This is a genomic window from Klebsiella sp. GW_Kp181 (assembly GCF_040062315.1).
In the GTDB taxonomy this organism is placed as follows: Bacteria; Pseudomonadota; Gammaproteobacteria; order Enterobacterales; family Enterobacteriaceae; genus Klebsiella; species Klebsiella oxytoca.
This window is the reverse complement of the sequence record NZ_JBEAFR010000071.1, coordinates 13,456-37,034: the sequence shown is the minus strand read 5'-3', so window position 1 is coordinate 37,034 and position 23,579 is coordinate 13,456. Positions and strand designations below refer to the sequence as shown.

Sequence of the window (23,579 nt, the reverse complement as noted above, 5' to 3'; positions counted from 1 at the left end):
GCTATGCTAGTAATGTCCGTAGAATGTCCCGGAACGCTATGCGGCCAGTAGAGCAAGCCGGCGTTGCCGGTTAGCTTAGATAATAAGGTCTACGCAGCAAAGGAGTTCCAAAGGAAATGAAAGAAACCATTTATAACATCTTCTACTTTTGTCCAGATGGTGTTCACATCACACATTGCGGAATCGTTGCTCATGAACTTGATGGTGACGATAATCAAAAACTGGAATTTTTAAGTAAGCAGTTAGACACTGATTTAGCTTCTTGTAGGTCATTTCATGACATTCACCCTTCTGTTCTCGATGACGACAAAAAACTGAGTCTTACCAGGTACAACACCAACTTGAGAGTGGGTATCAGTTACGCACCATTTGAGTTAGCTCTTGAGGCTGTAAAAGCCCCCATTAACCCCTTAACGATTGTTACACCGGTTGTTCAGGGTAAATTACAATATCATGTTAAACACCCTGTAGGCGAACAATTAAGGAATGAGCATACGCCTAACTATCATATTGAGGGAGTTCTTGATATACCGGACTACCTTAATAAGTATTTGACGGGGGGAGAGTTTCATCTCAAAAAACTGATTAATGATGATCACATGGAGCCTGTTAAGCTACTCTTTAATCAAAAAAATTATATATCGAGCTTTAAGCTGCTTGTATCATTAATTGATACTATTGCTTACCTTGAATATGGTGATGTGAAAAGAAACTTCCAGCAATGGCTTGATAATTATTCAGAAATTAGTGAGTTGGATATTACATCTGATGAAGTTTATCAGTTGAGAAACTCCCTGTTACATATGACCAATCTCAACTCCAGAGATGTCTTAAAGAAAAAACATCGCCGCCTGAGTATTGCAATTTGCAAAAAAGGCCATCCGACTCAGTACCACGATGAAATCGTATATTTCAACTTCACAGACTTTCTATTCATCTTTGATGAAGCTGTTGATAGGTGGGTTGATAGCTACAAAGATAGCAAAAAGCAGTTAACTTTAATTGAAAGATATGATGAAGTATTGAGAGATAACTTCTAATAAGCGAAAAAAGGAGGGGGGGCTTTTTAACTCAATAACACATTTAAGTCAGATTACTCATAATGTAAGTATCCCGCTTAGACGCTCCATTCTCTTTTAGAGATCCTCTTGCATATGGATTATGTACCTAAGAACGAACTTCAGCTCATCGCTCACAGCGGACCCTCAACTCAGCCAGCAATGTCCGCTGCGTGCCAGGAGCGGCCCTTTGGTAGTTGTCAGTAGGACGATATTTGAGCAGAATGAGACAGCCTTTAAGTATGACCGTTTTTTATACAACCACACACTATTGAATCCAGGTTCAAAAGGGGCTACTGACCCACAAATGAAAGGATGCATGAGATCGAGCTATGCGTATTCATCAACAGAATAAGTCCCGTAAACTATATCGCAGCGTCAACACAACGACGCTGCATCATTCTAATAATCCAGGTGCTGAGTATCGGTGGGAACGCAATCGCAAAAAAGTCGGAGATGAGCTACTGGTAAAGCGCGAGACAATGCATGGTAGACAGAAGCGTGGCCGAGACTACACACCATTGTTTTATTTTCTGATCAAACAGATTGGCAAACCGTGGAATGAAATATTCAGTGAAGTATGTGGACGTCTTGATACCACCGAGCCGGTATTCTGGTTGGTCGCGCTACATGAGCATCAGCGAAGGGATTTAGTCTGCATTGGCGAAAGCAGTTTTTACCCGGGTTTGTTTGTTGATGAGAATGGAGTTCTGCAACAGGTAAACCCTTCGATTACGAGAAATGATGTTAAGGTGACTTGCCGTTGCTGCACACACACTTATATTGGTGAACCTGTACCTTGGATAGATTGAGTGACACCCCTTATCTTATCTTGGCTGCGATCATTGTCAGCAGTAAGAGTGCTTGCAAACATCCGTTACTTACTGACGGCGGGCCGTTAGCCCTTCCGCTCTGTGCCATTAGCGGAAGTAGCTAGAAACACTCTGTTATGATTACCGGGGAGCAGGTCATCCCGCCTGTGCATGACGTGAACCCTACAGTAACCATAATGGACTCGGGTTTCGATGATCTTCCTGATACGAAGGCGTAGCGCACTGTCGTCAGCAGCCACAAACGATACCTAAATTGAACGAACTACGGTTGACCCGCATAGCAAGGATTTTCCTTTCGCTGGCACCGTAACGTGCCTGCAGCTCCCGGAGTCATTCGCGTAGGCGTGCCAGCGTCAGGTCTTCTTTGCCAGCACGTCCAGTTGCGTAGCTTAATCGAGGCTCAGATCGGCCAACAGTTTCTTTAGCCGCAGATTTCCCTCTTCCAACTGCCGTATGTGATTCAACTCAGGAGGTTGCGCCAGAAATAGAACGTGGCATCGGAACTGATGTCCCGTACGGACGTCCCCAGTACGGACTGCGTCAAGGCAAAGACAATTGGCTCTTCAGTGAATCTTGATGTTTTCATCGGCATCACCTCCGTTCAGGGAGTGTAGACCATGCCGGAATTCTGCTTCTGAATTGCGCAGGGTCACTTCTTAAGTGTAATATTATCAATTATGCTAGAAATCCATCAATTCTTCAGATATGAGTTTTTAGGTTTGTTGGTAATATCTGGAGCTTACTAAACGATTTATGATGATACAGTGAATGGACAATCTTAAAATGAATAAGATAGCAGTTGTTCTCATACATGGCTTAACGGGCAACGATGAAACATGGGTGCATAGCAATGGTAACTCTTTAAAAGACCTACTTAAGGCAAGTGATAAGAAAATTGAAGATTATTGTGATTTTTATGAATATAATTATTATAGTAAGCTAATTGAATTTATGGATGGAATTGTTGCAAAATATGGTAGCAATCTGTTAAGTAAAATTCCATTTTTTTCCAAAAAATTGGGTGATAGAAAGAATAGAAAAAATAAAACAATTGCTCATCTAGCAAGTGGCCTTGAAACAGAGCTACGGATCCGTTTTATCGATCACAATGAAATTATCTTGATTGGCCACAGCCTAGGGGGGCTTGTCGCCAAAAAACTAATATTAAAACGAATTGAAGATAGAAACATAGACAATATTACTGGCTATATTTCTATAGCCACTCCTCACCATGGGTCGCTCAAAGCATTACTAACCAAGTTCAGTAAAAATAAACATGCCAAAGAACTTGAACCCTTAAACGAACAGACTATGAATTTAGACGTTGAATGGATGAAAAATATCCAACACCATCCTGACTCATTATACTTAATAGCATTAGATGACGAAGTTGTATCACCGCATTGCGCCATTCCTGCCGGAATTAGCAAGAGCGTTTGTTACGAAATAAATGATGAAGATCATACATCCATATGTAAACCAGAAGATATTACAAAAACAAGCTTTATAATAATTAAAAGATTTATTTTAAATAAACTGAACTCTATGTTAGTCCAAGATAAATTATTAGAAAGCAAAGCTTCTCAGCTATCATCATATGAAAAAGAGATTTTTGTTATAAAGTTAATACTAGCTGATGTTGATGTAGGTCTTATTGATTCGTCCAAGGAATCATTTTTTAGAGCAGAGGTAGCATGCAGACTACACAGGAAAGAAGCAAAAAAATTAGAAGATATTTATGATAAAATTAAATTTTTATATCAGCAAGAGTATTACAGAAGACGTAATGGACAAATAACTAGCTCTGAATTAGTCTATAAGGTTCATAAAGAAATAAAAGATAACAACGACTCAGCACTAAAAATAGTCTTAAAACACTTTTCTTTTCTTGAAAAAATCGGCATGTTACACCAATTAGCAAACAAGAAAGAGAGTAAGGTTTACTGGGGTGAGAAAGACATCCCAGAAAGTCATTATGAGGCTTAGGATGAAAATTTATCGCGATGTTTTATCAGAACCGCACCTAAATATGTTACGGTTATGTCTTATTATTAGAGAGTTACAATATAATAGATTAAAACGCAAACAATTAACCATAAATAAATTATGTTTTTTCAATGCTATTATTGTGAGTGATAGTCTAACATATTCAGTACTTCGACATTATGACGATGTATCTGTAGGGATAGATGATGAAAATTATGAGGAAGGTTTTTCATATCATAATAAAGAACACCTCCGTGAGGCTTTTGAGGGAGATTACATTCGTAATGCAATATTAAAGCTATCAAGTTCAGAACAAGTAAATGTCGAAAATATTAATCATGATCTTTATGTTAGCTTAAATAAGGACATGATTTTTTATGATGGATATCATTTGACCGATAAATGGTTGAAGAACATCAATCTCATACGATTTTGCTTAAAAAAAAGCGACCGAGAACTGTTTAATTTGCTAATAGGATTGATTTATGAATAACTCACCCGCGCTCATTATAGACAAGCTCGAAATTATAGGAGCTACAAAATCGTATGAGGTTTTTTTCAAGGAAGGTATAAATATAATATGGGGAGATCTTGATTGTGGGAAAAGTAGCATCTTAGGAATTATAGCCTATTGTCTCGGAGCTTCAAATCTAGATTCTTACAGCGAACTAGAAACAAAGGCACATTCTGCACGTGTAAGCGTGACTATTAACGGTGATAAGTACATATTTGAAAGATACCTTTTTAAACCAGGCGCCTATATTAAAGGATTCAAGAATAAAATTAATCCCGCAGGACCATCAGTGATCTTATCCCCCGATTTAGATGGAGACGCTCCTGATGGGTATATCGCTTTTTATATTATGGGTCTAATGGGTCTCCCTATAGCCAAAATAAAAATATCACCAAGTAAAACGGACTCAACACTTAATAGAGTTGGCTTTAAGGATGTTCTCAAGTTCCTGTATTTAAAACAAAAAGAAATCGCGTCAGATACAATGCTGAATATGAGTGAAAAATACAGATATGTAAAAAATAAAGAAATATTAAAGTTTCTATTGAATATACATAATGAGCTTATTTCCGAAATAGAGGCAGAACTTGCAGAAAATCAAAAAGAATTAAATTCAAAGAGAAATGAACGCCAGGATATACTAAAATTCTTACGTAATATAGGATTCGAAAATATTTCCGAGGGCATCCTTGATAGCTATTCAAATGAAGATGAATTGTCAGATTTAGAGAGTAAAATAGAAGCGGTTAAAAATGACTATAATGCAGCTTCTGGGACAACAGAGTTGGTCGAAAAAAGACTAAAAGAATTGAATGATACAATCATTACTTGTAGTGAAGTTATTTCAAATTTGAATGATGACCTAACAAATTTCATTAAATTAAGAAATAGTTATAATGAAGAAAAGAGTTCAATTACGCTATCTTTAAAGCTCCATGAAGATTTTCATGCTCCACTTGATATTGAGATCAAGTGCCCGCTTTGCAAACACATTCAACATTCCGATGAAGTAGATAGCTTAATATCTATAGAATATATGAACGCTGAAAAATCCTCATTAAACAAAAAAATATTGAGCCTCAGTGATTATATAGAAAAAACCAGACTCAAGCTAGAACTAAATATCAGGACCTGCCAGCAAGCTAGAAATGAAATACATGAATTACAATATTCATTTGACGATAGCTATGCAAGGCAAGTTTCTGAATTAGTCGAAACCATATCAATCCTTGAAAACCATAAAGCTGATTTGATTGCTGAGAATAAAATCAAGAAACGAGACATTATAATACAAGATAAGATAGAAATCTTAGCTTCACAGGAAAGTAATCTGCAAAAAACAATAGATGTATTAAATGTAAGGCTTATTGATGCTAAAGAAAAAAATGAAGGTAAAGATATAATAGTATCAAGGTTAAGTAAGATATTTCAATGGCTAATGGAAAATAGCCTTTTGCAAAATGTAAGTAATGCACATGTAAATGATAATCTAGATTATATTGTACGCGATAAAATTTTAACAGAGTTAACCTCCGGAGGGGTAAGGACTATAACATCTCTTAGTACATATATGTCATTCCTGATCTTTTCTATTTTATATGACTCAAACATACCTTCATTTCTGATGATCGACACCCCGGGCAATAACATTGGCCGCTATCGTACAGTCAATACCAACGGTGATGAAATAGCTTCGGATCAAAAAATATATGAACGAGTATATGAGCAATTATTCAAAATACAAAAATTGGCAAATAAGAAACAACGTATTTTTCAAGTCCTCATAGTTGATAACGACCTTGCCGAGTTTGCTGCAAATAACCCAAATGAGTTCCATATAGCAAAACGTTTCAGCAAGCACGACTCAAACTATGATTATGGTTTAATTAACGACTATAAGTCGAATAAATAATTACTGTACCAATCATTTATATCTAGCATCTACTAATTTAGTACATAAGTAGATGCTAGGTCTTGTGACCTGCTCCCCGTTGATTAACACGCCGCAATGTTAGCAACGTGACTGTTTGGCTACGAGATCAACTGCGAACTTCCGCTGTTCGCTCAAAGCTGCCTGTCAATAGTAGGGTATCGGATGCATTTTTTTGTTAGATATGACTAAGTGAAATGCAAATGGGTCGTCAAGTGAATGCAATAACCTAAATGGCAGACTAAACGTGTTTGAATGCCTGCGTAGGTTATTGTAATAACATCCTTTAGGTCAAACCGTGCTGGCTGCGAACTGGACTGACAACATCCGTAACCAGAAACCATCAAAGTAGTAATATTGCTCAAAAGACAAGATCGACGGGAGCTACAAGGTAACACGTGCCGTTAGCATACCCTTGCATTGAGCCACAAACAATCTCACTGTACTTGCCACAATTTTGCCACATCTACAACGCGCAAAATTGCACATTAGTGTTGAACAAAGCAAAACAATGCAATAATAACTTGATGATTTTATTATAAAAGATGGTGCCGATAATAGGAGTCGAACCTACGACCTTCGCATTACGAATGCGCTGCTCTACCAACTGAGCTATATCGGCCCTGCAAGACGTGCTGACGAGCGTAAGCACGGGATAGAAGGTTAAAACTAAGTGGGTGATGCGTCAATGCCCTTGTGAATCAAACGGCTACTTTTGCATCACCCAATGAGCATTAAGCACGAATGGTATCGTCGCCGAAACCAATCCACTTATAGGTCGTCAGGGCTTCCAGCCCCATCGGGCCGCGCGCGTGCAGCTTCTGGGTGCTGACCGCCACTTCCGCGCCGAGGCCGAACTGGCCGCCGTCGGTAAAGCGGGTAGAAGCGTTGACGTACACTGCCGAGGAGTCCACCTCGTTGATAAAGCGGTTCGCGTTGCCCAGGGTGCGCGTCAGGATGGCGTCGGAATGCTGGGTGCCGTGCTCGCGAATATGCGCTACCGCTTCATCCTGATCGGCCACCACCTTCACGTTCAGATCCAGCGACAGGTACTCGTTGTCATACTGCTCCGCTTTCACCGGCTCTACGCTGGCCGGGCCGTTTTGCAGCGCGGGCAGGGAGGCCGCATCGGCGTGCAGGCTGACGCCGCTTTCCGCCATCTGCTTGCTCAGCGCGGGCAGGAAGCGTTCGGCGATATCCTGATGTACCAGCAGCGTTTCGACCGAGTTACAGGCGCTCGGGCGCTGCACTTTGGCGTTAACGATCACTTTCAGCGCTTCGGCAACGTCAGCGGAGTGGTCGATATAAATATGGCAAACGCCGATCCCGCCGGTGATCACCGGAATCGTCGACTGTTCGCGGCACAGCTTATGTAAACCTGCGCCGCCGCGCGGGATCAGCATATCGATATACTTATCCATCTTCAGCATCTCGCCGACCAGCGCCCGATCCGGACTCTCAATCGCCTGGACGGTGGCTGCCGGTAAGCCGCACTCCTGCAGCGCCTGCTGAATCACTTTCACCGTGGCGGCATTGGTGCGCCAGGTCTCTTTGCCGCCGCGCAGAATCGCCGCGTTGCCGGTTTTCAGGCATAGAGAGGCGACGTCGACGGTCACGTTCGGGCGCGCTTCGTAAATCACGCCTACCACGCCCAGCGGCACGCGGCGGCGCTCAATGCGCAGGCCGCTGTCCAGCAGGCCACCGTCGATCACCTGACCAACCGGGTCCGCCAGGTTGCAGACCTGACGAACATCGTGAGCAATCCCGCTCAGGCGCGCCGGGTTGAGCGCCAGGCGATCGAGCAGCGCCTCGCTCAAACCGTTAGCGCGCGCTTCAGCCAGATCCTCAGCGTTAGCCCGCAGGATCGCGTCGGTCTGCGCTTCAAGATAGTCGGCAATCTTTTCCAGCACCTGGTTTTTTTCGCGGCTTGAAAGCTGCGCGAGTTTGTACGAGGCCGCTTTGGCAGCAATGCCCATTTGTTCCAGCATTTTCAGCTCCTTAACGGATAATCATGTCGTCACGGTGGACGGCGACCGGGCCATATTCATAGCCCAGAATGGCATCGATCTGCTGCGAGTGCTGCCCGGCGATACGGCGCAGCGCATCGCTGTTATAGCGGCTGACGCCGTGGGCGATATCGCGGCCTTCAAGGCTGCGAATGCGGATCACTTCGCCGCGCGAGAAGTTGCCGGTGATGGTTTTAATCCCTTTCGGCAGCAGGGAACTGCCGCGTTCAAGAATTGCCTGGGTCGCTCCGGCGTCAACGGTAATTTCGCCCGCCGGCGGTGCGCCGAAAATCCAGCGTTTGCGGTTTTCCAGCGGCGACTCCTGGGCGTGGAAGCGGGTGCCTACGGAAACCCCCTCCATCACGTCGCCAATCACGCCAGGGCGGCTACCGGCGGCAATGATCGTATCAATACCCGCGCGGCAGGCGACGTCGGCGGCCTGCAGCTTGGTGCCCATACCACCGGTACCTAAACCCGACACGCTATCGCCCGCGATAGCGCGCAGGGCGTCATCAATGCTGTAAACGTCTTTAATCAGCTCGGCCTGCGGGTTGTTGCGCGGGTCGGCGGTGAACAGTCCCTGCTGATCGGTCAGCAGCAGCAGTTTATCGGCGCCCGCGAGAATTGCCGCCAGCGCCGAAAGATTATCGTTATCGCCGACTTTAATTTCAGCGGTCGCCACGGCGTCATTTTCATTAATGACCGGCACGATATTGTTATCCAGCAGCGCGCGCAGGGTATCGCGGGCGTTGAGGAAGCGTTCGCGGTCTTCCATATCGGCGCGGGTCAGCAACATCTGGCCAACGTGAATGCCATAAATAGAAAAAAGCTGTTCCCACAGCTGGATAAGACGGCTCTGGCCGACAGCTGCCAGCAGCTGTTTCGACGCAATGGTCGCGGGCAGTTCCGGGTAACCGAGGTGCTCACGTCCGGCGGCTATCGCCCCGGAGGTGACGATCACAATTCGATGACCCATCGCGTGCAGCTGCGCGCACTGACGCACTAATTCAACGATATGGGCGCGGTTCAGGCGGCGGGATCCGCCCGTTAAAACACTGGTGCCCAGTTTTACCACCAGCGTCTGGCTATCACTCATGATTCTCTGCCGTTCAAAAAGGAGTTTCGATATCGAGTTGATGTTGTAACAGGAGTGAGCCCGCTTGCCAACACCTGGCGTGGTGGACGAACCACTTCATTGCGCGGATCGGGCATTCTGGCGAGAAAATATGACACATTCATGACGGAAATAATTTAATACTCTTTTTAAGTAAAAGTTCCATGTTGTCATAAATTTTTAATATTAGAGCGTTAAAAAACCTGCAGTTTTTGACAGGGCTTCCGCCCGGAATTGATTAGCGCGTATAAATAAATTACCAGGACTGAATAATGAAAAAGAGCTCACTGGCATTAATGATGATGGGTCTTATTGCTTCTTCGGCTACCCAGGCGGCAGAAGTTTATAATAAAAACGGTAATAAACTGGACGTCTACGGCAAAGTCAAAGCGATGCACTATATGAGCGACTATGACAGCAAAGATGGCGATCAGACTTACGTTCGTTTCGGCATTAAAGGTGAAACGCAGATTAACGACGATCTGACCGGCTACGGCCGTTGGGAATCGGAGTTCTCCGGCAACAAAACCGAAAGCGACTCCACGCAGAAAACGCGTCTGGCGTTCGCCGGGGTGAAAGTGAAAAACTACGGCTCATTCGACTATGGTCGTAACCTCGGCGCGCTGTACGACGTCGAAGCCTGGACCGATATGTTCCCGGAATTCGGCGGCGACTCTTCCGCGCAGACCGATAACTTTATGACCAAACGCGCCAGCGGCCTGGCCACCTGGCGCAACACCGATTTCTTCGGCGTGGTAGATGGCCTGAATCTGACCCTGCAATATCAGGGCAAAAATGAAGGTCGCGACGCGAAGAAACAGAACGGCGACGGTTTCGGCACCGCCCTAAGCTACGACTTCGGCGGCAGCGACTTCGCCGTCAGCGCGGCCTATACCAGCTCCGATCGCACGAACGACCAGAACCTGCTGTCTCGCGGTACGGGTAAAAAAGCGGAAGCCTGGGCAACCGGCCTGAAATATGACGCCAACAATATTTACCTGGCGACCATGTACTCAGAAACCCGCAAAATGACGCCAACCAGCGGCGGTTTTGCCAATAAAGCGCAGAACTTCGAAGCCGTGGCGCAGTACCAGTTCGATTTCGGGCTGCGTCCGTCCCTGGGCTACGTGCTGTCAAAAGGCAAGGATATTGAGGGCGTAGGCAGCGAAGATCTGGTCAACTATATTGACGTTGGCGTGACGTATTACTTCAACAAAAATATGAATGCCTTTGTGGATTACAAAATCAACCAGCTGAAGAGCGATAATAAGCTCGGCATTAACGATGATGATATCGTTGCTGTCGGTATGACCTATCAGTTCTGATAAGTTAACAGCTAACAGACAACAAAGCCGCCGTGGTGACAGGGCGGCTTTGTTATGAGTGATTAACGATTTTTTGCCAGATGCAGATTATCGTTATTCATGGTTATCTGGGCGTTATATTCCTTCGGCAGGCGGCGAGCCTGGTAGAATACCGATTGCCAGTATGGATTATCCAGCGAAGAGCGCATCACGCCCTGGCTGGTGGAGGCATGAAGAAAATTACGGTCGGTATCATAGAAACCGACGTGCATGCCGCCTTTAATACGGAAGAAGACTAAATCTCCCGGCCGCAGCTGCCGCGGGCTCACGCGCTCGCCCATATGCAGAAGCTCGCGCGTCGTAATGCGCTCCATCGGCAGGTTGAAGCGATCTTTGAGCGTGCGCCAGACAAACCCGGAGCAGTCGACGCCGCTTTGCTCCGTCCCGCCCCATTCGTAGGGCGTTCCCTCCCAGGTATGCATTTGATCGTGCAGCGCGGCGATCACCGGGATCAGATCGTCTGAACCTCCGTCGATGGTCGAGTGACTACTCTGGGCGGCGGTTTTATGCGGTTTCGATGAGGATGAACATCCTGCCAAAAGCAAAAAAGGAACAAACAGTAGCGCGTGAGAGAGTCTGGGCTTCATATCATTGTTTTTCGTCACTGAAAACGGGCCGTGATATTTTATAGCCGATTCGCTACGGCCTCAGAATGACCAAACGCAAAATTTACGAAACCTTACGTAATTAATAGGGGCAGGATCGTGCAGTGAAAAATAACGCGCATTATTTAACGCCAACCTGAACTTATCGTATTAATAAATTTTTTCTCCGTGAAACAATATTTCACAAATATTCGCGTGTGACGCAACCGGGCAGATTCACTTCAAGGTGAAAGATCCTCATCATCCCGCCATTGCGCCGCCAGGCTCCCCTCCAGTACTTTTGAGGGATAAAAGAGAGAGTGGGGCGGGCTAATGCATCTGGATTTTCGCCAACTGCGCAACTTTGTGGCGCTCGTTGAGTACGGCAGTTTTAATCGCGCGGCCGAGGCGGTGTGCCTGTCGCAGTCGGCATTCAGCCGCAGCATCCAGGCGCTGGAGCAGAGCGTCGGGCATCCTTTATTTGACCGGCAGAGCAAGCTACCGACGCTCACTCTGCATGGGCAAAAGCTGCTGCCCTACGCCCGCCGTTTTCAGGAACTTAACGTCGAGCTCAGCAGCCAGCTGCGCGAAGCGGACGATGCGCAAACCGGCGAGGTCGCCTTTGGCTGCGGCCCGGCCCCCGCCGCGAGGCTGATTCCGGCTGCCATCGGCGAGTTTCATCGTCTTTTGCCGCAGGCGAGGGTGCGCTTTCAGATTGATAACTGGCTGGCTCTGCATCAGGCGCTCACCTCCCAGAGCTATCCTTTTGTCGTCGCCGACAGCTGGCAGGCCGAGCTCGACCCGCAGCTGCGCGTTCAGCCACTCAGCCCGCAGCGCTGCTTTTTCGTCTGCCATGCCGGGCATCCGCTGGCAAAACAGGGTCCGGTCTCTATTCAGGCAATGCTGCGTTACCCCTTTGCGGCACCCTATCTGCCGCCGGGCGTGCGCAAGGTGCTGGCGACCCTCAGCCAGCAGCAGGACTTCACGCCGGCGATTCAGTGCGACCATATCTACGCGCTGCTTTCGACCCTGGCGCGAACCAATGCGATTAGCTTCGCCAGCGAGGATGGCTTCGCGCTATGCCAGCACAGCCATCGGCTGGTTAAGCTGGAGCTCAGCGATCTGCCTGAAGAGTGGCGGCTGATGCAGACCCGGTTTGCCATTATCTCTCCGGTTCATGCGGCTCAGCCGCCGCTGGTTGCGAAGCTGATTGAGATGATCCTCCATACCGATCGTCAGCATCAGCTGCAGCTGCTGGCCCAGGAGGAGGGGAGTTAACCGGCGTTTTTCGCCTGGCCTTCGGCATCGTACTGCGGCCAGCGATTTTCCAGCTGCCGGGCTTTCAGCGCCCGCTCGACAAACTGGCCGTCCACCCACTGGCTGACGTCGAAAGCGCTGCGGATCAGGCGGCCCGAGTGAGCCTGCTCGACGCTGCTGCTAAAGCTGGCGGTCAGGAACGGGTCGATGCGCGGCGAGGTGGTAAAGTTCAGATCCTGCGGCTGCAGCTCTTCGAGAAACAGCGCCTGCGGGATCTGGCTCTGCTGCGCCATCTCGGCGGACCAGGCGTCGCGATTGGCCGGGTCACTGATTTCAGCGGCGTTCTTCACCAACACGTTAACGATCTGCTGGGTCGCCTGCGGCCAGGCGTCTATAAACGTCTGCGTGCCGAGGAACCCGGCCTGAGTGGTGTTCTGGCGGCCGGAGTCACCGCTTTTGACGACCACATCAATCTTATCGCCGCGTAGCGCCAGCAGCGAAACGCCGCCCCACACCGCATCGACGCGACCGGCCGCCAGCGCCGCTTTGCCGGCGTTCCAGTCGAGGTTGATCACCTGCAGGCTGCGCTCGTTGAGGCCGACGGTTTGCAGCGCCCGGTCAAAGGCCAGCTGATCCGCCGTGCCGCGATAAACCGCCACCCGTTTGCCTTTCAGATCGGCGAGGGTTTTAATCCCGGAAGCTTTGGTCACCGCGAGGTAAGATTCCGAACCCCGGCTGCCCAGCAGCAGGCGCGTCGGCAGCCCGTTGGCCTTACCGATAATCGCCGCCAGATCGCCGAGGTAGACAAAATCCAGCTGGCGGTTGGCTAACGCTTCATTTACTGCCGGACCGGCGCCTTTGAAAAACTGCCACTGCACTTCCACGCCCTGCGGCTTAAACACCTCTTCCAGCTGATGGCGGATAAACGCCATGCCGACCGGCCCCTCAATAAAGGGTTTACTGCCCGCGCTCTGGTCCGGCACGCCGATGCGGATAGTGCGTAGCGTTTCGGCCTGGACGCTGGACGCCAGGCTGATGACCGCGACCAGCGCCAGCAAGGTGCGGTTGAATATTGCTTTCATCATAACGTGTTGCTCCCTTGAGTTTTTTCTCACCCTAAAGAGCCGACGGGCAACGTGTTAAATGCTTTTATTCGCCAAGCATTGCCGAAAAAAAGCTAAATCAGAAGCCGCGTGCCCGCCAGGCTGAAATGCATTTGATGCATCGGGATTATTCGCCTTACGCAATGGCGGCGAAGCGTGAGGCACGTTTTGATAGCGACATGACTGACTGAAAAGTGGACCGAAATGTCGCAGATGATCTTAAGAACGGATGCTCCCGGCAGTCCGGGGTTCAGGCTTAACGGCTGGCCGTGGCTGCTGCCTGCGTTACTGCTGCTGCTGTGGTACATGGCCGCTCGCGAGGGATGGATGCCGGAGCAAATTTTGCCCGCGCCGTCGGTAGTTGCCGATACCGCCCTGTCGCTGCTGAGCGGCGATCTACTGGCGCAGTGGGGATTCAGCCTTCAGCATCTGGCGCTTGGCCTGCTGCTGGGCGCCATCGCAGGCACGCTGCTCGGGGCGCTGTTCGGCCTGGTGCCGGCCGCCGCGCAGCGGGTGGAACCGCTGTTTTACGCGCTGGCGCAAATCCCGACGCTCGGCTGGATCCCGCTGTTTATGGTGCTGTTCGGGATCGATAACGGCCTCAAGCTGGCGGTGATCGTCAAAACCACCATAGTACCGATGACCATTAATACGCAGCAGGCGGTGGCCGGCGTGCCGTTGACCCTGAGCGAAGCCGCAAGAGTAATGAATTTTTCCCGCTGGCAGCGGCTGCGCTGGCTGGTGATCCCGGCAAGCCTGCCGGGCTGGTTTACCGGCCTGCGTCTGGCGCTATCGCAGGCCTGGGTGTCGCTTATCGTCGTGGAACTGCTGGCTTCTTCGGAAGGTATTGGCTACCTGATGGTCTGGGGTCGTCAGCTGTTTCAGCTGGATATCGTCTTCGTCACCATTGCGGTGGTTGGCCTGAGCGGCATGCTGATGGAGTGGGCGGCGAACCGGGCCTGTTCCCGGCTGGTGTTCTGGCCGCAGCCTGCCGCCGGACGCCTGGCGTGGAAACCGCAGGCCAGCTGGCGGGCGCTGCAGCTGCCGTTAGTTCTGCTGGCGCTGTGGCAACTGGCCAGCCAGTCAGGCTGGATTGATGAAGCCTTGTTCTCATCGCCGCTGGCGGTAGCGGTGCGCTTTATTCAGGGCATCCTGAGCGGGGAGCTGACTACGGCGATGTTGGCCAGTCTCGGACGGGCCTTTGTCGGCGGCGCGCTGGGGATTACGGGCGGCCTGCTCTGCGGACTGCTGCTGGCGCTGCGCCCGCGCGCCGGGCAAATCTTCACGCCCACGTTAAACGTGTTGCGCCATATCGCCCTGTTTGCCTGGCTACCGCTGCTGACCGCATGGGTGGGCAACGATAACGGCGGCAAAATCGTCTTTATCGCGCTGGCGTCGTTCTTTCCGATGTTCTTCAGCACGCTGCAGGCCGTGCTGCAGCGTAACCCGCAGCTCGATGAAGTGGCCAGGGTACTGCGCCTGGGCGAATTAGCGCGCCTGCGCAGGGTTATTCTTCCCGGCGCGGCGCCGGGGATCTTCGCCGGTCTACGGCTGGCGCTGATTTACGCCTGGCTTGGCAATATCGGCGCGGAATATTTCATGTCCTCCGGCGTCGGCATCGGCAGCCTGATGATCAACGCCCAGCAGCTGCTGGATATGCCCACCATTCTCTGCGGCATGGTGCTGGTCGGTATCACCGGCGCGGCGCTGGATAAAGCCGGACGTTTACTGGAAATGCGCGCCACCCGCTGGCGTCAACAGGAGCAGCTATGACCTCTTCAACTCTGGTCTCTTTTCGCCACGTGCGTAAATCCTGGCAACAGGTAACGGCGCTACAGAATTTCAGCCTGGATATCGCCGCCGGTGAACTGGTGGCGCTGGTGGGCAGCAGCGGCTGCGGTAAATCGACGCTGCTGCGGATGCTGGTAGGCCTGGAGTCAGCGACCCAGGGCGAAATTCGCATTAACGGCGAGCCGGTCACCGGCGTGGGCAAAGAGCGCGGCATCGTATTTCAGGAGCCGCGCCTGTTTCCGTGGCTGAAGGTGATCGACAACGTGATGCTCGGTCTGGCGGATGAAAAGCTCAGCCGGGCGGAGAAGCGCCAGCGGGCGCTGGAAATGCTGGAACGCGTGCAGCTCAGCGAATTCGCCAACGCGCTGCCCGCGCAGCTCTCCGGCGGTATGGCCCAGCGGGTCGCCATTGCCCGCGGCCTGGTGGCCCGTCCGCAGATTCTGATGCTCGATGAGCCTTTCGGCGCGCTGGATGCCCTGACGCGCCATACCCTGCAGCAGGAACTTTTACAGATACATCAGCGCGCGGGAACCACCACGCTGCTGGTGACGCACGATGTGGAAGAAGCCGTCGCCCTGGCCGACCGGGTCGTTGTGCTCTCGCCGCGTCCGGGGCGGATACGGGAAGTGGTAAGCCTGGCGCTGCCCCATCCGCGCCAGCGCGACGATGCCGCGTTTACCGCCGCCTGCCGCCAGATACGCAATCTGATTACTTCTGCCTGATTCTTTAATGTAAGGAGCAACTTATGGGACACCCCTCCGTCTTCCCGACCGGCGCCACCCTCTACGATCCGCAGCGCGCCTGGAGCGGCTACACCCTTTTCCAGGCCACCGAACACGGCGCGGTGCTGGTAGATATGAACGGTCACGTGGTACGCGAATGGCCTGAACTGCATGGATTTCCCAATAAAATCCTGCCCGGCGGCGCCATCCTTGGCCACAGCGGCGAGCGCGATCCGCGCTACGGCATGCAGGATATGCTCGATCTGATCCAGGTGGACTGGGAAGGCAATGTGACCTGGAAATTCGATCGCTATGAGCAGGTGAGCGATCCCGGCAATGAAACGCGCTGGATGGCGCGAGCTCATCACGACTATCAGCGGGCAGGCAATCCGGTGGGCTATTACGCGCCGGGGCTGGAGCCGCAGGTGGATGGCGGCAATACCCTGATCCTCGCCCATACCAACCTGCTGAACGAAGCGATCTCCGACAAGCTGCTGCTGGACGACACCATTATTGAAGTCGACTGGCAGGGCAACGTGGTGTGGGAGTGGCGCTGCAGCGACCATTTCCACGAGCTGGGTTTCGACGACGCGGCGCGTACCGCGCTCTACAACAATCCGAATATGCGCGCCAGCGGCGGTGGAATGGGCGACTGGATGCATATCAATTCGATGTCGGCGCTGGGGCCGAATAAGTGGTATGACGCTGGCGATGCGCGTTTTCATCCCGACAACATTATCTGGGACGCCCGTGAATCCAACATTATCGCCATTATCGACAAACAGAGCGGCAAGATCGTCTGGCAGCTGGGCCCGGACTACAGCAAACCGGAGTTGAAACACATCGGCTGGATTATCGGCCAGCATCATGCGCATATGATCCCGCAGGGGCTACCGGGCGCGGGCAATATCCTGATTTTCGATAACGGCGGCTGGGCCGGATACGGCGCGCCGAATCCGGCATCGGCGGACGGAGTGAAAAACGCCTGGCGCGATTACTCCCGGATCCTGGAGATCAATCCGCTGACCCTTGATATCGAATGGCGCTATTCGCCTTATGAAGCGGATTTGCCGCAGCCGACCGATTCGTACCGCTTTTACAGCCCGTACATCAGCAATATGCAGCGCCTGGAAAACGGCAATACCCTGATTAACGAAGGATCGAACGGACGCATTTTTGAAGTGACCCGCGATCACGAAATTGTCTGGGAATATATTTCGCCGTTCTGGGGCAAGACGCTGAACAACAATATGGTCTATCGCGCCTACCGCATTCCCTACGCCTGGATCCCGCAGCTGGCGCAGCCGCAGGAGACGCCGATTGCGGCGGTCGATGTACGAACCCTGCGCCAGCCCGGCGCGGCGGCAGCGGGACCGGCGCAAAGCGTGGTGCGGGTGGCGGGCGTACAGCCGTACAGTAAGAGCGCCGATGCGCTGTGCGTGGCAACCGATAACGATACCCTGCGCCGCAGTCCGAAGCTGTTCCGCGTCGCGGAAAGCGCGTTCACGCCGATAAGCGCGGCGAGCGAGCTGGAGAGTGAAAGGCCCGTGCTGCTGTTCGTAGGCGCGGAGCGCTGCGTGCACTGCCGCAAGCTCTGGCAACTGCTGGCGCATGAGAAACTCAGCTCGCGAATTGCTCAACTGGATACGCGCTATCTGGATGCCGACCAGCATCAGGATCTGGCGACCACGCTCGGCGTGCGCGGCCTGCCGACGTTGCTGCTGCTTAAAGCGGGGCAGCCAGCAACGCGCGCGCCCGCGCAGCTTTCGGTGGACAATCTGTTCGACTGGCTGAATCGCGCAGCAGAGTAAGTCGCGATTATTGCGGACTGGCGTTTGCCGGTCCGCCGTTGATCTGGCGGATAAAGGCCATCGGCGAATAGCCCATCGCTTTGCGGAACATCGCGGTAAAGGCGGCCGGATACTCATAGTCCAGACTCAGCGCGACTTCGGTAATCGAATCCCCTTCACGCAGCGCCGTCATGGCGTACATCAGGCACGCCTGCTGGCGCCAGTCGCAAAACGCCATCCCGGTCTCCCGGCGAAACAGACGATTAAAGGTGCGTACGCTTTTGCTCAGCTTTTGCGCCCACTGCTGCGGCGTGCTGCGGATACTGGGCTGTTGCTGAAAATCGCCGCATAGCGCCGCGAGATGGCTGTTCTGCGGGAGCGGGGTAAACATCGGCAGCGGCGCGGCGGCGCCCAGTTCATGGAGCAGGAGCGCAATCAGGGCGGCATCGCGCCCGCTCTCTTCATACAGCAGCGGTAGCTGGCAGGCGGCCAGCAGGAGCTGATGGGTCAGCGGAGAAACCTGTAACACTTCGCAGCGCTCGCTATCACGCGGGGCGACCTGCGCATCAATATACAGGCTGTGGGTGCTGACGCCGGGCATCCAGACGCGATGCGGTTTTGTCGCCGGGATCCATACTCCGCTGAACGGCGGGACCAGCCACTGGCCGTCATCCGTTTCGACCTTCATTAACCCGTTCATCGCGTACAGAAACTGCGCCCGGCGGTGGCTGTGGCGCTCCAGCAGCGTATTGGGCGGGTAGTCGCTGCCCAGCGCCAGCACCCGGCGAGGCAGATGATCGACGTCATTAATCGCAACGTTGCGCATAAAAAGTTGCCCTGGCTGAAATTCGTAATAGATTGGCTTTAAAGCGTAAGCCGGCCATGAGGTTATTCTATATCGTTGCCTCCTTTTGTGGAGGAGTTCGAATGAGCGACTGGCTTTTTCTGTGCGGCATACTATCCGGCGTGACCACCTGGCTCTTTGGTTTCGGCGGCGGTTTCGTTACCGTCCCGCTGCTCTATTTACTGGTCACCGGCGCGTGGGGAGCGCAAAGCGCAGTCGGACAGCAGGCGATGCAAATCGCGGTCGCCACTTCGGCGCTGGTTATGCTTTGTTCCGCGCTGCTGGCGACCTGGCGGCACGTGCGTACCGGCACCCTGAGCTGGCGTCGTCTGTGGGCCATGCTCACCGGCATTGCCGTTGGCGGCATCGCCGGCGCGCTGCTGGCGCTTGAGGTGAGCGGGGAGTGGATCCGCTGGCTGTTCGTTATCTACCTGCTGGCAACCGTTGCCGATTGCTACCTTCGCGCCGGATTTATGACCCCGCCCTCCCGTCGGGTGGTGCCGTCGGTGCCACATGAGCTTACGACAGGCGGTATCATTGGCCTGATCGCCTCTTTTCTTGGCGTGGGGGGAAGCGTGATGACCGTTCCTCTGATGCGCCGTCGCGGCGTGCTGATGTCCGAAGCAGCGGCGATGGCCAACGTGCTGACGCTGCCGCTGGCGGCAACGGCGACGCTGACCTGGCTATTGCTCGCCTGGCTGTCGCCGGTGGCGTTACCGAATGGGTTTATCGGCAACATCTGGCTATCGGCGGCGGCGCAGCTGGTGGCGGGAAGCTGGCTGGGATTAAAAATAGCCTCCCGCTGGCTGGCGCGTTTACCGGATCGCTGGCATGTGAGAATTTATCCGCTATTGCTGATAGCCGTACTGCTGGTGATGAGCGTGCGGGGATAATGAGGGACGCGGCGCTGCGCATCCATCCGAGAGTCGCCCGGGTAAGCGTAGGGTATGAACCGGAAACATGGGTAACACTTTAGACCGGATACATGGGTAACAGTTATAACTGGCATAGAAGAGGAGACTCGTTATGCCCGGTTCATTCTGCTGTCATTTTACTTGCGCATGCTCTCGCGAGGCGCTGTGGCCGATAAAGGAAAATAAACGATGGGTAAAACGCTGACCATTTTCGATCTGGATAATACGTTGATTAAGGGCGATAGCAGTACGCTGTGGAGCCGCTTTATGGTGCGCGAAGGGTGGGTAAACGATGCCGATTACCTGGCGCGGGAAGCGATGCTGATGGACGATTACGATCGCGGCGAGATGAATATCGCCGATTATGTGGCTCTGATTCAGGCGCCGCTGGTTGGTGTGGCAAAGCAGGACGTTGATGCGCTACTGGCGCGCTGCGTGCGTGAAGAAATTTTGCCGCGCGTTTATCCGCAGGCCTGGGATCTGATTCGGACTTTACAGGCAAAGGGCGAGCAGATACTGGTGATCTCAGCCTCGGTCAGCCTGCTGGTACAGGCAGTCGCGGCGCAGCTGGGCATCGAGCAGGCGCTGGGCATTGACGTTGAGATGGTGGACGGCGGCTATAGCGGAGTGATTGCCGGTACGCCGAGCTATCAGCAGGGGAAGGTGGTGCGTCTTGAGCAGTGGCTGGCGGCGCATCCCGCCTGTTCGGGTGTGGTGACCTTCTACACCGATTCGATTAACGATCTGCCGCTGTGCCTGCGCGCCGATCGCGTACGGCTGGTCAACCCGTGTCCGCAGCTGACGGCGGCGAATGCGCAGCATCAGTGGCCGGTACTGACGTGGCGGCTGTGATTTTCCCCCGGGGGCGGCGTAAACGCCTTACCCGGCTACTTTTTCGTGCAGTTTGGGTAACCCGGATAGCTGCGCAGCGCCGCCTCCGGGAATGTTGTGATATCAGACTTCCCCGGGGAGGCGCAGCGCGATCCGGAAAAAACTAATCCGCTTTAAACAGCGGCACCACGCTGCCGCCAATATAGCGGCGGCGTAGCCAGGCGGACAGCGTATCCATCGCCATCACCACCGCCACCAGCAGCAGGGTAATAAACATCACCACGTCCCAGTTCCACAGACGCATATTTTCCGCATAAATCAGGCCGATCCCTCCCGCGCCGACAAAGCCGAGCACCGCGGCTGAACGGGTATTCGATTCGATTTGATACAGGCTCAGCGCCAGGAAAGTGGGGAAAGATTGCGTGAAAATGCTGAAACGGTGCTTCTGTAACCCGTTCGCGCCTACCGCCGTCAGCCCGCGTCCCGGCGAGCGCTCAACCGCTTCGTGCCCCTCAGCGTACAGACGCCCCAGCAGCCCGGTATCCTGCATGATTATCGCCAGTACCCCGGCCAGCGGCCCGAGCCCCACCGCGCGGACAAAAATCAGCCCCCAGATCGCCATATCGATACCGCGCAGCACGTCGAACAACCGGCGCATCAGCAGGGCAATCGTCCCCGGAATCACGCCGCGCATAATGTTGCGCGCCGCCAGGAAAGAGAGCAGCAGGGCGATAACCGTCGCGGTAAGCGTCCCGGCGAAAACAATCGCCAGGGTAATAGCGATTTGCGTGAAGTAATAGCGGAACGGCCAGTTAAAAAAGTCGTGCCAGACGAACATCCGCAGCAGATAGCGACTGATTTGCTCCAGTCCGCTGGCGAGCTGCTCGCCGCTGATGCCGAACTGCATAAAGAACCAGACATAGTAGAGCAGGCAGGCCAGCGTCAGCAGGCCGATATAGCGCAGATAGCGCCCCTGGGCCTGATACAAATGCCGATGCTGGCGACGGCTGGCAGCGATATCCGGTTGATTTTGCCACTGTCTCATTTTTTCCCCTCCAGAACCCACTGCCGCAGGCGGCCGGACAGCATATCCAGCAGCGAGACCACGAGAATAATCAGCAGCAGCGTGATGCTGACCTGATCGTAACGGTCCAGTTTGATATTGGTCATCAGCTCCTGGCCGATGCCGCCCGCACCCACCAGCCCAAGGATGGTTGAGGAGCGGAAGTTAATTTCGAGGCGCATAAAGCCGTATGAGAGGAAGATGGGTTTGACCTGCGGCCACAGGGCAAAGCGGATACGCTGCAGATGCGACGCGCCGCAGGCGGCCAGGCCGCGCACCGGTTTATCCTGGGCGCTCTCTACCGCTTCATAGAACAGCTTGGTCAGGCTGCCGATAGTGTGCAGCATTAATGCCAGGAAGCCGGGGATGGCGCCGATACCAAAAGCCATCACGAAAATCACCGCCCACGCCAGCTCCGGCATGGTGCGCAGAAAAGCCACCAGCACGCGGACGGCAACACGCAGGGGGGCAGGGGACCAGGCATTATTAGCGGCAACGAACGCCAGCAGGGTGGCAATCACCACCGCAACCAGCGTCGACGCCAGCGCCAGCTGCAGCGTTTCCCAGATAAGCGGTAGCTGAATCGGCAGGCGATAGCCCCAGTAAGCCAGAGAGCCCTTAGTATGCGAATCGGCAAACAGATCGGCGATGTGCAGCGTGGGCAACGTCTCAAACAGGTAATCGAGAAAATTGGGCAGCGAGTGCCAGATGGTAAGGAGATTAAACTCGGCCAGGCTGCCGGCGGCAAAATAGAGTACTAGCAGCAGGAGGGACCCGCTAAAGGTATCGCGCTTTTGTCGCGAGCGTACCTGCTGATAGTAGCGTTCGAATTGGGTGTGGGTGTTATTCATGCGTCGCTGTGTCTTCAACGAGTCGCTGCCCCCCGCGACACTCGCCGGGCGGCAGCGTCAGGGTGGGATTAACGCGCGCTAACCAGTTCGCGTTTCATATCAATAATCTGCTGAAAATCAGCCACGCTGCCCGGGCCGATATGCTGCGTGCCGCCCATCGCTTTAATAAAGCAGGCGTGATCCTCGGTATCCAGCTTTTTAATCGCGGTAATGACTTTGGCCTTAAAATCAGCAGGCAGGGAATTGCTGACCAGGATCGGGCCGTTCGGGATCAGCGGCGATTGCCAGATAATGCGGATTTGCTTCATCAAATCCGGGTGATCCATGCGAATCAGGCGGTTGAAGGCGCCGACGCTGTAGCCGCTATTATAGTCACCGACCATGGAGGTCCAGGTCACCGCACCGGCAAACTGACCGTTCAGCACGCCGAGAATATCCTGCTCGTGGCCGCCGGAGAAGGTCACGCTGGAGAAGAAGTTATTATATTTATTATCCGCGGTGCCGCCGAACTGCTGTTTAAAGGCGTGGTTCGGAATTAAAAAGCCGGAAGTGGAATCCGGGTCGGCGAAGCCAAACGCTTTGCCCTTCAGATCCTCTAACTTTTTATACGGGCTGTCCGCTTTGACAATAACCACCGAGTGGTAGCCGCGGGACCCGTCTTTATCATCTACGGCAATCCCAACAATATCGACCGCTTGCGGATTGTTAATATAAACGGAGGCGTAAGAAGACGGCGACATACTTAATACCACGTCAACTTTGCCACCCAGTAATCCCTGAATGACGCCGGAATAGTCGGAGGAGTTACGTAATTTTGTATCGACCTTCAGCTCTTTATCAAGGAATTGCTTAACGCACTGGTTGTCGCCAATTTGCTGCGTTGCGTTCTGACCGCCAAGGATACCCAGGTTTAATTCCTTCGGTTGTTCAGCAGCGCTTGCCTGCCACGCCATCATAATGCCTGCAACCGCTGCGGATAAACGAACTGCGCCAGTGATGTACTTTTTCATTATTTTGCCCGTGT

21 protein-coding genes and 1 tRNA gene are annotated in these 23,579 nt (G+C 52.6%); 12 read left to right on the top strand and 10 right to left on the bottom strand.

The genetic code is table 11. The annotated features are described in order from the left end of the window. The first annotated feature begins 116 nt into the window (after positions 1 to 116). Positions 117 to 1,040 carry a hypothetical protein gene (locus ABLV11_RS18565; protein WP_126488545.1) on the top strand — a complete coding sequence of 308 codons (924 nt, stop codon included), beginning with the start codon at positions 117 to 119 and terminating at the stop codon, positions 1,038 to 1,040. Between the two features lie 350 nt (positions 1,041 to 1,390). Then, on the top strand, positions 1,391 to 1,870 hold the full coding sequence (locus ABLV11_RS18560; protein ID WP_072011046.1) for a hypothetical protein: 480 nt from the start codon (positions 1,391 to 1,393) through the stop codon (positions 1,868 to 1,870). Positions 1,871 to 2,351: 481 nt separating this feature from the next. On the opposite strand, the gene ABLV11_RS18555 is transcribed toward ABLV11_RS18560, so the two are convergent. Then, entirely contained in the window at positions 2,352 to 2,477 is a 126-nt protein-coding gene (locus ABLV11_RS18555) for a transposase (protein WP_224250625.1), read from the bottom strand. Positions 2,478 to 2,674: 197 nt separating this feature from the next. Between ABLV11_RS18555 and ABLV11_RS18550 the strand changes: the two genes are divergently transcribed. Genes ABLV11_RS18550 through ABLV11_RS18540 form a run of 3 tightly spaced genes read left to right on the top strand, consistent with a single transcriptional unit; the run spans position 2,675 to position 6,303 of the window. Then, positions 2,675 to 3,877 (top strand): ABC-three component system protein, encoded by a 1,203-nt coding sequence (locus ABLV11_RS18550; RefSeq protein ID WP_126488547.1) that lies wholly within the window; start codon positions 2,675 to 2,677, stop codon positions 3,875 to 3,877. Position 3,878: 1 nt separating this feature from the next. Next, on the top strand, positions 3,879 to 4,370 hold the full coding sequence (locus tag ABLV11_RS18545) for a hypothetical protein (RefSeq protein ID WP_126488549.1): 492 nt from the start codon (positions 3,879 to 3,881) through the stop codon (positions 4,368 to 4,370). Continuing rightward, a complete protein-coding gene (locus tag ABLV11_RS18540; RefSeq protein ID WP_126488551.1) occupies positions 4,363 to 6,303 on the top strand; it encodes an AAA family ATPase in 1,941 nt (646 codons plus the stop codon). Before ABLV11_RS18545 ends, ABLV11_RS18540 begins: the two co-directional genes overlap by 8 nt. A 564-nt stretch (positions 6,304 to 6,867) precedes the next feature. On the opposite strand, the gene ABLV11_RS18535 is transcribed toward ABLV11_RS18540, so the two are convergent. From ABLV11_RS18535 to proB, 3 genes are all read right to left on the bottom strand, one after another. Beyond that, a tRNA-Thr gene (locus ABLV11_RS18535) sits at positions 6,868 to 6,943 on the bottom strand. A gap of 112 nt (positions 6,944 to 7,055) precedes the next feature. Further along, on the bottom strand, positions 7,056 to 8,309 hold the full coding sequence (gene proA / locus ABLV11_RS18530; RefSeq protein ID WP_004099295.1) for a glutamate-5-semialdehyde dehydrogenase: 1,254 nt from the start codon (positions 8,307 to 8,309) through the stop codon (positions 7,056 to 7,058). Between the two features lie 10 nt (positions 8,310 to 8,319). Further along, complete coding sequence (gene proB, locus ABLV11_RS18525) at positions 8,320 to 9,423, bottom strand: glutamate 5-kinase (RefSeq protein WP_126488553.1); 1,104 nt, start codon at positions 9,421 to 9,423, stop codon at positions 8,320 to 8,322. 290 nt (positions 9,424 to 9,713) lie between these two features. Here proB and phoE point away from each other — a divergent pair, with 290 nt between their 5' ends. After that, positions 9,714 to 10,766, top strand: coding sequence for a phosphoporin PhoE (gene phoE / locus ABLV11_RS18520; RefSeq protein ID WP_126488555.1), 1,053 nt, complete (start codon positions 9,714 to 9,716; stop codon positions 10,764 to 10,766). Between the two features lie 62 nt (positions 10,767 to 10,828). On the opposite strand, the gene ABLV11_RS18515 is transcribed toward phoE, so the two are convergent. Next, positions 10,829 to 11,392, bottom strand: a complete 564-nt coding sequence (locus tag ABLV11_RS18515; RefSeq protein ID WP_004099299.1) for an NlpC/P60 family protein — start codon at positions 11,390 to 11,392, stop codon at positions 10,829 to 10,831. A 330-nt stretch (positions 11,393 to 11,722) separates the two neighbouring features. Here ABLV11_RS18515 and ABLV11_RS18510 point away from each other — a divergent pair, with 330 nt between their 5' ends. Further along, the gene (locus ABLV11_RS18510; RefSeq protein WP_126488557.1) at positions 11,723 to 12,667 is read left to right on the top strand and encodes a LysR family transcriptional regulator; all 945 of its coding nucleotides are present in this window, start codon (positions 11,723 to 11,725) and stop codon (positions 12,665 to 12,667) included. On the opposite strand, the gene ABLV11_RS18505 is transcribed toward ABLV11_RS18510, so the two are convergent. After that, the gene (locus tag ABLV11_RS18505; RefSeq protein ID WP_126488559.1) at positions 12,664 to 13,731 is read right to left on the bottom strand and encodes an ABC transporter substrate-binding protein; all 1,068 of its coding nucleotides are present in this window, start codon (positions 13,729 to 13,731) and stop codon (positions 12,664 to 12,666) included. The two genes, ABLV11_RS18510 and ABLV11_RS18505, sit on opposite strands and share 4 nt — an antisense overlap. A gap of 222 nt (positions 13,732 to 13,953) precedes the next feature. Here ABLV11_RS18505 and ABLV11_RS18500 point away from each other — a divergent pair, with 222 nt between their 5' ends. Genes ABLV11_RS18500 through ABLV11_RS18490 form a run of 3 tightly spaced genes read left to right on the top strand, consistent with a single transcriptional unit; the run spans position 13,954 to position 18,073 of the window. Next, positions 13,954 to 15,522, top strand: a complete 1,569-nt coding sequence (locus ABLV11_RS18500) for an ABC transporter permease (RefSeq protein ID WP_126488561.1) — start codon at positions 13,954 to 13,956, stop codon at positions 15,520 to 15,522. After that, positions 15,519 to 16,262 (top strand): ABC transporter ATP-binding protein, encoded by a 744-nt coding sequence (locus tag ABLV11_RS18495; protein WP_004099303.1) that lies wholly within the window; start codon positions 15,519 to 15,521, stop codon positions 16,260 to 16,262. Before ABLV11_RS18500 ends, ABLV11_RS18495 begins: the two co-directional genes overlap by 4 nt. 23 nt (positions 16,263 to 16,285) lie before the next feature. Further along, a complete protein-coding gene (locus ABLV11_RS18490; RefSeq protein ID WP_016809784.1) occupies positions 16,286 to 18,073 on the top strand; it encodes an aryl-sulfate sulfotransferase in 1,788 nt (595 codons plus the stop codon). 7 nt (positions 18,074 to 18,080) lie between these two features. Here the strand turns inward: ABLV11_RS18490 and ABLV11_RS18485 are convergent, their stop codons facing one another. Continuing rightward, entirely contained in the window at positions 18,081 to 18,878 is a 798-nt protein-coding gene (locus ABLV11_RS18485; protein ID WP_348855618.1) for a helix-turn-helix transcriptional regulator, read from the bottom strand. Between the two features lie 101 nt (positions 18,879 to 18,979). Between ABLV11_RS18485 and ABLV11_RS18480 the strand changes: the two genes are divergently transcribed. Further along, positions 18,980 to 19,789 carry a sulfite exporter TauE/SafE family protein gene (locus ABLV11_RS18480; RefSeq protein WP_024273811.1) on the top strand — a complete coding sequence of 270 codons (810 nt, stop codon included), beginning with the start codon at positions 18,980 to 18,982 and terminating at the stop codon, positions 19,787 to 19,789. A 210-nt stretch (positions 19,790 to 19,999) separates the two neighbouring features. Beyond that, a complete protein-coding gene (locus tag ABLV11_RS18475; RefSeq protein ID WP_126488563.1) occupies positions 20,000 to 20,662 on the top strand; it encodes an HAD family hydrolase in 663 nt (220 codons plus the stop codon). A 142-nt stretch (positions 20,663 to 20,804) separates the two neighbouring features. Here ABLV11_RS18475 and phnE (ABLV11_RS18470) read toward each other — a convergent pair whose 3' ends face one another. The 3 genes from phnE (ABLV11_RS18470) to phnD form a co-directional block, all read right to left on the bottom strand. Next, positions 20,805 to 21,686 carry a phosphonate ABC transporter, permease protein PhnE gene (phnE, locus tag ABLV11_RS18470; protein ID WP_004099313.1) on the bottom strand — a complete coding sequence of 294 codons (882 nt, stop codon included), beginning with the start codon at positions 21,684 to 21,686 and terminating at the stop codon, positions 20,805 to 20,807. Continuing rightward, positions 21,683 to 22,555: a phosphonate ABC transporter, permease protein PhnE gene (gene phnE / locus ABLV11_RS18465; RefSeq protein ID WP_004099314.1), complete on the bottom strand. Its 873-nt coding sequence runs from the start codon at positions 22,553 to 22,555 to the stop codon at positions 21,683 to 21,685. Before phnE (ABLV11_RS18465) ends, phnE (ABLV11_RS18470) begins: the two co-directional genes overlap by 4 nt. A 68-nt stretch (positions 22,556 to 22,623) precedes the next feature. After that, positions 22,624 to 23,565, bottom strand: coding sequence for a phosphonate ABC transporter substrate-binding protein (gene phnD, locus ABLV11_RS18460; protein WP_026056037.1), 942 nt, complete (start codon positions 23,563 to 23,565; stop codon positions 22,624 to 22,626). Positions 23,566 to 23,579: the final 14 nt, after the last annotated feature.